Below are 7945 nucleotides of genomic sequence, written 5' to 3' on the forward strand. Positions count from 1 at the left end.
GGTTTTTGCATTTGCCGGATAGCCACGAGGAAAAGTCATACAGTGTGTGTCCGGTGGGTCGGTTGCGGCCTGTGACTCAACGAAGGGGAGCGTCTGATGAGTTTCTTCGGACTACCGCCGGAAATCAACTCCGTGCGGCTACTTTCCGGCGCAGGCCCGGCTCCGCTATTGCAGGCAGCGGCGGCCTGGAATGGTTTGGCCGACGAATTGTCGACGGCGGCGCAGTCGTTCTCGTCGGTGACGTCTGGGTTGGCGGCTCAAGCGTGGCAGGGCGCCGCGGCGGAGGCGATGGCGGCTGCGGCGGCGCCGTATGCGGCGTGGTTGAGTGCGGCGGCGGCGCGGGCGGTGGGCGCCGCCGGATCGGCGCAGGCGGCGGTGAGTGCGTTCGAGGCGGCGCGGGCCGCGACCATACACCCCCTGGCGGTGGCAGCGAACCGAAATGCGTTCGTGCAGTTGGTGATGTCGAATATCTTCGGCCAGAATGCGCCGGCTATCGCGGCCGCCGAGAGTATCTACGAGGAGTTCTGGGCTGCCGACGTGGCGGCAATGGTCGGCTACTACAGCGGGGCATCGGCGGCTGTGTCTGCGCTCGCGTCGTGGGGTTCGTCGTTGGCTGGATTGACTGGCCTCGGCCAGGTGGCGGCGAGCGCGGCGGCGGCCACGATCCCGGAGTTCAACACCGGTCTGGGAAATATCGGGTCCTGGAACCTCGGCGGCGGCAATATCGGTGACTTCAACCTGGGCGGCGGTAACTCCGGGAATGCGAATGTCGGTAGCGGGAACACCGGTGCCACGAACTTCGGCTTCGGAAATCTCGGTTACAGCAATTTCGGATTTGGGAACATCGGTTCCACCAATTTGGGACTCGGCAATTCCGGTAACGTGAATATCGGGCTCGGCAACAGAGGTAGCGGCAACTTCGGTCTGGGCAACCTCGGCAGTGGGAATCTGGGTTTCGGAAACACCTTCCATCCGTCCACCTTCGTCGGTGGCACGAACTTCGGCAGTGGCAACGCTGGCGCCTTCAATCTGGGCAGCGGCAACCTCGGCTTGCACAACGTCGGCTTCGGAAACAACGGCAATTTCAACTTCGGTTTCGGCAACTCCGGCAATAACAATATCGGCTTCGGTCTCACCGGCGACAATCAGTTCGGTATCGGCGCGCTGAACTCCGGCCTCGGGAACATCGGTTTCGGGAACTCAGGTAACAACAACATCGGGTTCTTCAACTCCGGCGACGGGAACGTCGGCCTCTTCAACTCCGGAAACGGAAACTTTGGGTTCTCGAATGGCGGAAGCACCAACACCGGGTTCTGGAACGCGGCAAGCACGAACACCGGCTTCGGCAACGCGGGCAGCCTCAACATGGGCTTCGGCAATGCCGGTAGCTCCAATTTTGGATCGGCGAATGCCGGTTTCGATAATGCCGGGTCCGGCAATTCGGGATTCAACAACTCCGGATTCTTCAATTCCGGGCAGTACAACACGGGCTTCTCGAATTCGGGTTCAATCAATACCGGAATCTGCAACGCAGGCGACACCAACACGGGTCTGCTCAATTCAGGCGACTTCAACACCGGAATCGGTGGTTCCACGACGCCGCTCGGGGCGACCTCGTCTGGGATCGGCAATACCGGCACCGGCAGCTCCGGGTTCAACAACTCGGCGAATAACGCCTCCGGCTTCAACAATTCCGACCCCATCATGGGGTGGGGTCAAGTGTCTGGCTTCAACAACAGCAACGCCTACACGTCGGGTTTCAACAACTCGGGCTTTGCCAGCGTAGGGATTGGCAATACGGGTGACTCCGGCGTCGGCTTCTTCAACTCCGCGCTGTTCGCATCAGGCATCGGCATCAGCGGTAACAACAGTTCGGGAGTCGGCAACGCGGGCCAGTTCAGCGCCGGCCTCTTCAACCAGGGCGACAACCAGTCCGGCATCTTCGGCCCCGCCGCTACCCCGGCGTTCCTGCTCGACCTGGGCCCCTTGGCTCCGATCGTCGGCACAGTGTCTGCGCCAGCGGCAATCACATTCCCGGATATCAACACCGGCCTGGGCAACATCGGTGCCTGGAACCTCGGCGGCGGCAACTTCGGCGACCTGAACCTGGGCAGCGGCAATGCCGGAAACGTGAACTTCGGTGGCGGCAACGTCGGCAACCTGAATATCGGCAGCGGAAACGAGGGCTTCTTCAACCTGGGCAGTGGCAATCTCGGACACACCAACCTCGGCAGCGGAAACATCGGCAGCCTCAACCTGGGCAGCGGCAACTTCGGCAACAGCAACTTCGGGTTGGGTAACAGCGGCGACGGGAACCTGGGTGGTGGCAACATCGGTGACCGCAACGTCGGCAGCGGCAATCTCGGTTGGTTCAATCTCGGTAGCGGCAACAATGGCTGGAACAACGTCGGGTTCGGCAACAACGGCAGCTACAACTTCGGATTCGGCAACAGCGGTAACAACAACATCGGATTCGGACTCAGCGGCGACAACCAATTCGGCATCGGTGCTCTGAACGGTGGCATCGGAAACCTCGGTTTCGGGAATTCCGGCAACAACAACATCGGGTTCTTCAACTCCGGCAACGGAAACGTCGGGTTCTTCAACTCCGGCAACGGGAACTTCGGCTTCAGTAATGCCGGCAATACGGACACCGGCTTTTGGAACGCAGGCTCGTTCGGCACCGGCGTCGGAAATGCGGGTTACGCCAACTTCGGCGTCGGCAATGCGGGCGACTTCAACATGGGTATCGGTAACGGCGGCTACGGCAACATGGGGCTCGGTAACGCCGGTTCGTCCAATACCGGCAGTTTCAACGCCGGCAACGCCAATACCGGTGACTTCAACTCGGGTTACTTCAACACCGGCTACGGCAACTCGGGTGACTCCAATACCGGCGTGATGAACTCGGGCGATCTGAACACCGGTATAGGCAGCTCCACGACCCCGGTGGGCGTGACGTGGTCGGGATTCGGCAACAGCGGAATAGGCACCTCGGGGTTCTTCAACACCGGCGACCACACGTCGGGATTCCAGAACACCGAGGTCGGGGCGAGCCTCTACATGTCCGGATTCAACAATGTGGGTGGCGGCAACGTCGGGATCAGCAACAACGGATCAGGACTGGTGGGTTGGTTCAATGCCGCAGAGGGCTCGGTTGGCGTCTGGAACTCCGGAAGCGCCAGCACCGGCATCGGAAACGTTGGCAGCCAGAGCAGTGGCGTGTCGAACTGGGGCAACGGCAGTGCGGGCGCGTTCAACCGGAGCGACGACGTGGCCGGAATCTTCCGCTGACCCGGACCGGGCCCATGCCCGGTTGATCTGAATTCTGTTTGGTGACAAGCCAATCTGGTGATTTACCGGAATCCGGCTGCGAAGTCGCCTAGATTCGCGGGTGGCCCGAGAGGGCGGACCACGGCCCGACTGGAACCCTCGAAGGGGATACCACCTTGAGTTTTTTCACGCTACCGCCCGAGGTCAACTCGTTGCGAATGCTGGCCGGTGCGGGTTCGGTGCCGATGTTGGCCGCGGCCGCGGCCTGGGACGGGCTGGCCGTCGAATTAGCGGAATCCGCGCAGTCTTTCGCGACCGTGGTCTCGGATCTGACGGGTCAAGCGTGGCAGGGTGCGGCGGCGCAGGCGATGGCCGCCGCAGCGACGCCGTATGCGAGCTGGCTTTCGGCGGCCGCTACTCAGGCGTCAAGCATGTCGGCTTCGGCTCAGGGTGTTGTCAGCGCGTTCGAAGCGGCCCGCGCGGCAATTGTGCACCCGGTGGCCGTGGCAGCTAACCGAAACGCGTTCGTGCAGTTGGTGTTATCCAATGTGTTCGGGCAGAACGCGCCCGCGATCGCGGCGGCGGAGAGTGTTTATGAAGAGTTCTGGGCTGCCGATGTGGCAGCGATGGTCGGTTATCACGGCGGCGCCTCGGCAGCGGCGGCCGCATTGTCGCCCTGGACTGCCATGCTGGAAACGTTTCCCGCCCTCAACACCGGCCTGGGAAACATCGGGAACTGGAATCTGGGCGGCGGAAATCTCGGGGACCTGAACCTGGGCAGCGGCAACGTCGGTAGCCGCAACTTCGGCGGTGGCAACCAGGGAAACCTGAACTTCGGCGGCGGAAACCGGGGTGATTACCACGTCGGGTTCGGCAACTACGGGGCCATCAATATCGGTTTCGGCAACGACGGCCAGCTGAATATCGGCTTGGGCAACCACGGCCAAGGCAACTTCGGCATCGGCAACAACGTCAACGGAAACCTCGGCAGCGCCAACAGTTCTCATCCGACCGAAGGGAACTTCGGTAACAACATCGGCAGTGCGAACCGGGGAGCCACCAACTTGGGTGCCGCCAACATCGGCTCAGACAACGTCGGTTTCGGCAACTTCGGGAACAGGAACTTCGGGTTCGGCAACACCGGGAACAACAACATCGGCTTCGGGCTCACCGGCGACAATCAGATCGGCATCGGTGCGCTGAACACCGGGATCGGCAACATCGGCTTCGGCAACTCCGGCAACGGCAACATCGGGTTCGGCAACTCCGGCGACGGCAACGTCGGCTTCTTCAACTCCGGTAACGGCTCCTTCGGATTCGGCAATTCCGGAAACTTGAATACCGGGTTCTGGAACTCAGGAAGTGACAATGTCGGTATCGGCAACTTCGGTACCAGCAATTTCGGCATCGGCAACGCGGGCAGCCTCAACTTCGGCTCCGGAAACGCCGGCTTGTTGAACTTCGGCTTCGGCAACGCCGGCGACAACAACACCGGGTCGGCCAACACCGGTGAATACAACACCGGCTTCTCGAATGCCGGTGACCGGAACACCGGTTGGGGCAGTTCGGGTGGTACCAATACGGGATTGTTCAACGCGGGCGGCCTGAACACGGGGATCGGCAGCTCAACCACTCCGGTCGGAGCGACGACGTCGGGTTTCGGTAACACCGCACCCAATACCTCCGGGTTTTTCAACTCGACCCATAATTCGTCCGGCTATGGCAACTCCGACCCGTCGTGGTTCAACGGCCCCAGCTCCGGCGTGGGTAACACCGCACCGTTCACCACGGGGCTCTTCAACTCCGGCGGCAGCGCCGTCGGAATCTGGAACACCGGAGGGGCGAATATCGGCGCTTTCAACCCTGGCTACGGCAACACCGGCGTCGGCAATCTGGGCATGTTCAGCTCGGGATTTTTCATTATCGGCGACTTCCAGGCCGGGTTCTTCCGAGGGGTACTCGGCCGGAGTTAGCTTCTCTTAATGCAGCAACTGCCCGGCCTGGTCGGCCAGGTCCAACACCGGCTGCGGGAAGATCCCCAACCCCACAGTCACCAACGCGCACACCGCAATTGCGGCTTTGCTCAGTACGCCGGGCTCCACCACCCGCGGTGTGTCTTCGGTGGGCTCGGTGAAGAACATCGACACGATCACCCGCACGTAGAAGTAGGCTGCGATCGCGCTGAACGTCACACCGATGATCACCAGCGGAACCGCACCGCCCTGGGCGGCCGCCCGGAACACCGCGAACTTGCTGATGAAGCCGCTCGTCAGCGGAATGCCGGCAAACGCCAACAGGAACATCGACAGCATCACGCCGACAATGGGGGAGCGCTGGCCCAGGCCGGCCCAGCGCGCTAAAGACGCCTCTTCCACACCGTCGGCGTCGCGGATCAGGCCGACGATCGCGAACGCGCCCACCGTGCTGAAGCTATAGGCGACCAGGTAGAACAACGTTGCTGACAGGCCGGCGGAATTGTCGGCGATCACGCCCGTGAAGATGAAGCCGACGTGTGCCACCGACGAATAGGCCAGCATCCGCTTGACGTCGGTCTGGTTGATGGCGGTGATGGTGCCGACGGCCATGGTCAGGATCGCGACCCCCCACAGCACCGGACGCCAATCAGCATGCAAGGGCGGCAGCGCAACGTAGATCACCCGCAGCACCGCCCCGAAGGCCGCAACCTTGGTGGCCGCCGCCATGAAGCCAGTGATGGGCGTGGGTGCGCCCTGATACACGTCGGGAATCCAGGAATGGAAGGGGACGGCGCCGACCTTGAACAGCAGGCCCACCGACAGCAGGGCCACACCAGCCAGAGCCATCGTCGTATCGTTCTGGGTCGCAAGCGAATCGCGGATACCGTTCAGGTTCAGGGTGCCGGTCGCCCCGTACAGCAACGCCACACCGTAGAGGAAGAACGCCGACGAGAACGCGCCCAACAGAAAGTATTTCAGCGCCGACTCCTGCGACAGCAGCCGGCGGTGCCGGGCCAGTCCGCACAGCAGATACAACGGCAGCGACAGCACTTCCAGCGCGACGAACATGGTCAGCAGGTCGTTGGACGCGGGGAACACCAGCATGCCGCCGACCGACAGCGTCAGCAGCGGAAACAGCTCGGTTTGGGCGGCTCCGGCGCGCTGCGCCTCCTGCTCGATGTCGCTACCGGGCACCGAGGAGGCTTGCGGGGTAAAGGAATCCAGGCCCGCGAAGACCTTCGTCTTCGTCACGACATGGCTGCGCTCGGCGACGAAGATGGTGGCCAGTACCGCCACCAGCAGCACGGTGCCCTGCAGGAACAGCGCCGGACGGTCCACCGCCATCGCGCCGAGCACCGCGCGCTGACCATCTGCGGGTACCGACCGCGCCACCAGTACGACCGCGACGAACGCGGCGACGAAGCCGCCGAGAGTCAAGATCACCTGCGCGCCATAGCGACTCCGGCGCGGTACGAACGCTTCGACCAGCACGCCGACCACCGCGACGCCGAACACGATGAACATCGGCGACAGCAGGAAGTATTCGACGCTGATGGTGGACAGGTTCATCGGTGCGGTCCTTCGGCTCTACGGGGTACGCCGTTCATCGGCACGACGGGCTTGGGATCGTGCTGCCCGATCGTGCGCATCGTGTTGGCGACGGCCGGATTGACTACGTCCAGTATCGGTTTCGGGTAGACCCCGAGTACCAGCAGCAATGCGATGAGCGGTGCGACGACGATCATTTCGCGGCCGGCGAGATCACGGATCTTGTCGTTGCCGGCGGCCACCGGTCCGGTCATCACGCGCTGGTACAGCCACAGCATGTAGATGGCCGCCAGCACCAGCGCGGTGACTCCGAACGCCGCGGCCAGCCAGTACCGGTTGAAAGTGCCCAGCAGCACCAGGAATTCGCTGACGAACGGTGCCAGCCCGGGCAGCGACAGGGTGGCCATACAGGAGACCAGGAAGGTGCCGGCCAGGACCGGGGCCACCTTCTGCACCCCGCCGTAATCGGCGATCAACCTGCTGCCGCGCCGGGAGACCAGGAAACCGGCGATCAGGAACACCGCCGCGGTGGAGATGCCGTGGTTGAGCATGTAGAGCGTGGAGCCGCTCTGACCCTGGGTGGTCATCACGAAGATGCCCGCGATGATGAACCCGAAGTGCGAGATCGAGGTATAGGCGATCAAACGCATCATGTCGGCCTGTCCGATTGCCACAATGGCGCCGTAGATCACCCCGATGATGGCCAGCGTCACGATCACCGGACGGAAATAGGTTGAGGCGTCCGGGAACAGCTGCAGGCAGTAGCGCAGCATGCCGAAGGTACCGACCTTGTCCATCACCGCGGTGATCAACACGGCGGTGGCCGGGGTCGACTCCACCGCAGCGTCGGGCAGCCAGCGGTGGAACGGCCACAGCGGTGCCTTGACGGCGAACGCGAACATGAAGCCCAGGAACAGCGCCTTGAAGACGGCGGGATCGACGTCGCTGTAACGGCCCCACTGCACGCCGGTCACGATCTCGCGGAAGTCGAAGGTGCCGGCCCCACCACCTACCGAGTGCTGGGCGGTCACCACGTACAGCCCGATCACCGCCGCGAGCATGATCAACCCGCCGAACAGGTTGTACAGCAAGAACTTCACCGCTGCCTTCGACCGCCCGGCCCCGTGGCCGAAGCCGCCGATCAGGAA

At 62.9% G+C, this 7945-nt stretch carries 4 protein-coding genes; 2 read left to right on the forward strand and 2 right to left on the reverse strand.

Annotated elements, in window-relative coordinates:
* Positions 1 to 96: 96 nt before the first annotated feature.
* Together AC5Y5Z_RS21880 and AC5Y5Z_RS21885 are read left to right on the forward strand one after the other, a co-directional pair.
* Positions 97 to 3294 (forward strand): PPE family protein, encoded by a 3198-nt coding sequence (locus AC5Y5Z_RS21880; protein WP_499927488.1) that lies wholly within the window; start codon positions 97 to 99, stop codon positions 3292 to 3294.
* A gap of 155 nt (positions 3295 to 3449) precedes the next feature.
* Entirely contained in the window at positions 3450 to 5246 is a 1797-nt protein-coding gene (locus AC5Y5Z_RS21885) for a PPE family protein (protein ID WP_499927490.1), read from the forward strand.
* A 6-nt stretch (positions 5247 to 5252) separates the two neighbouring features.
* Here AC5Y5Z_RS21885 and nuoN read toward each other — a convergent pair whose 3' ends face one another.
* The gene (gene nuoN, locus AC5Y5Z_RS21890) at positions 5253 to 6818 is read right to left on the reverse strand and encodes an NADH-quinone oxidoreductase subunit NuoN (RefSeq protein ID WP_499927492.1); all 1566 of its coding nucleotides are present in this window, start codon (positions 6816 to 6818) and stop codon (positions 5253 to 5255) included.
* Positions 6815 to 7945, reverse strand: a 1131-nt coding sequence (locus AC5Y5Z_RS21895; protein ID WP_499927494.1) for an NADH-quinone oxidoreductase subunit M, incomplete at its 5' end; no start/stop codon positions are given. The genes AC5Y5Z_RS21895 and nuoN, both read right to left, overlap by 4 nt.

This window comes from Mycobacterium sp. NGS29, from assembly GCF_059812965.1.

Bases quoted from the DNA above. Each gene is read 5' to 3' on its own strand.
- AC5Y5Z_RS21880 (WP_499927488.1), top strand. From the start codon at position 97: ATGAGTTTCTTCGGACTACCGCCGGAAATCAACTCCGTGCGGCTACTT.
- nuoN (WP_499927492.1), bottom strand. From the start codon at position 6,818: ATGAACCTGTCCACCATCAGCGTCGAATACTTCCTGCTGTCGCCGATG.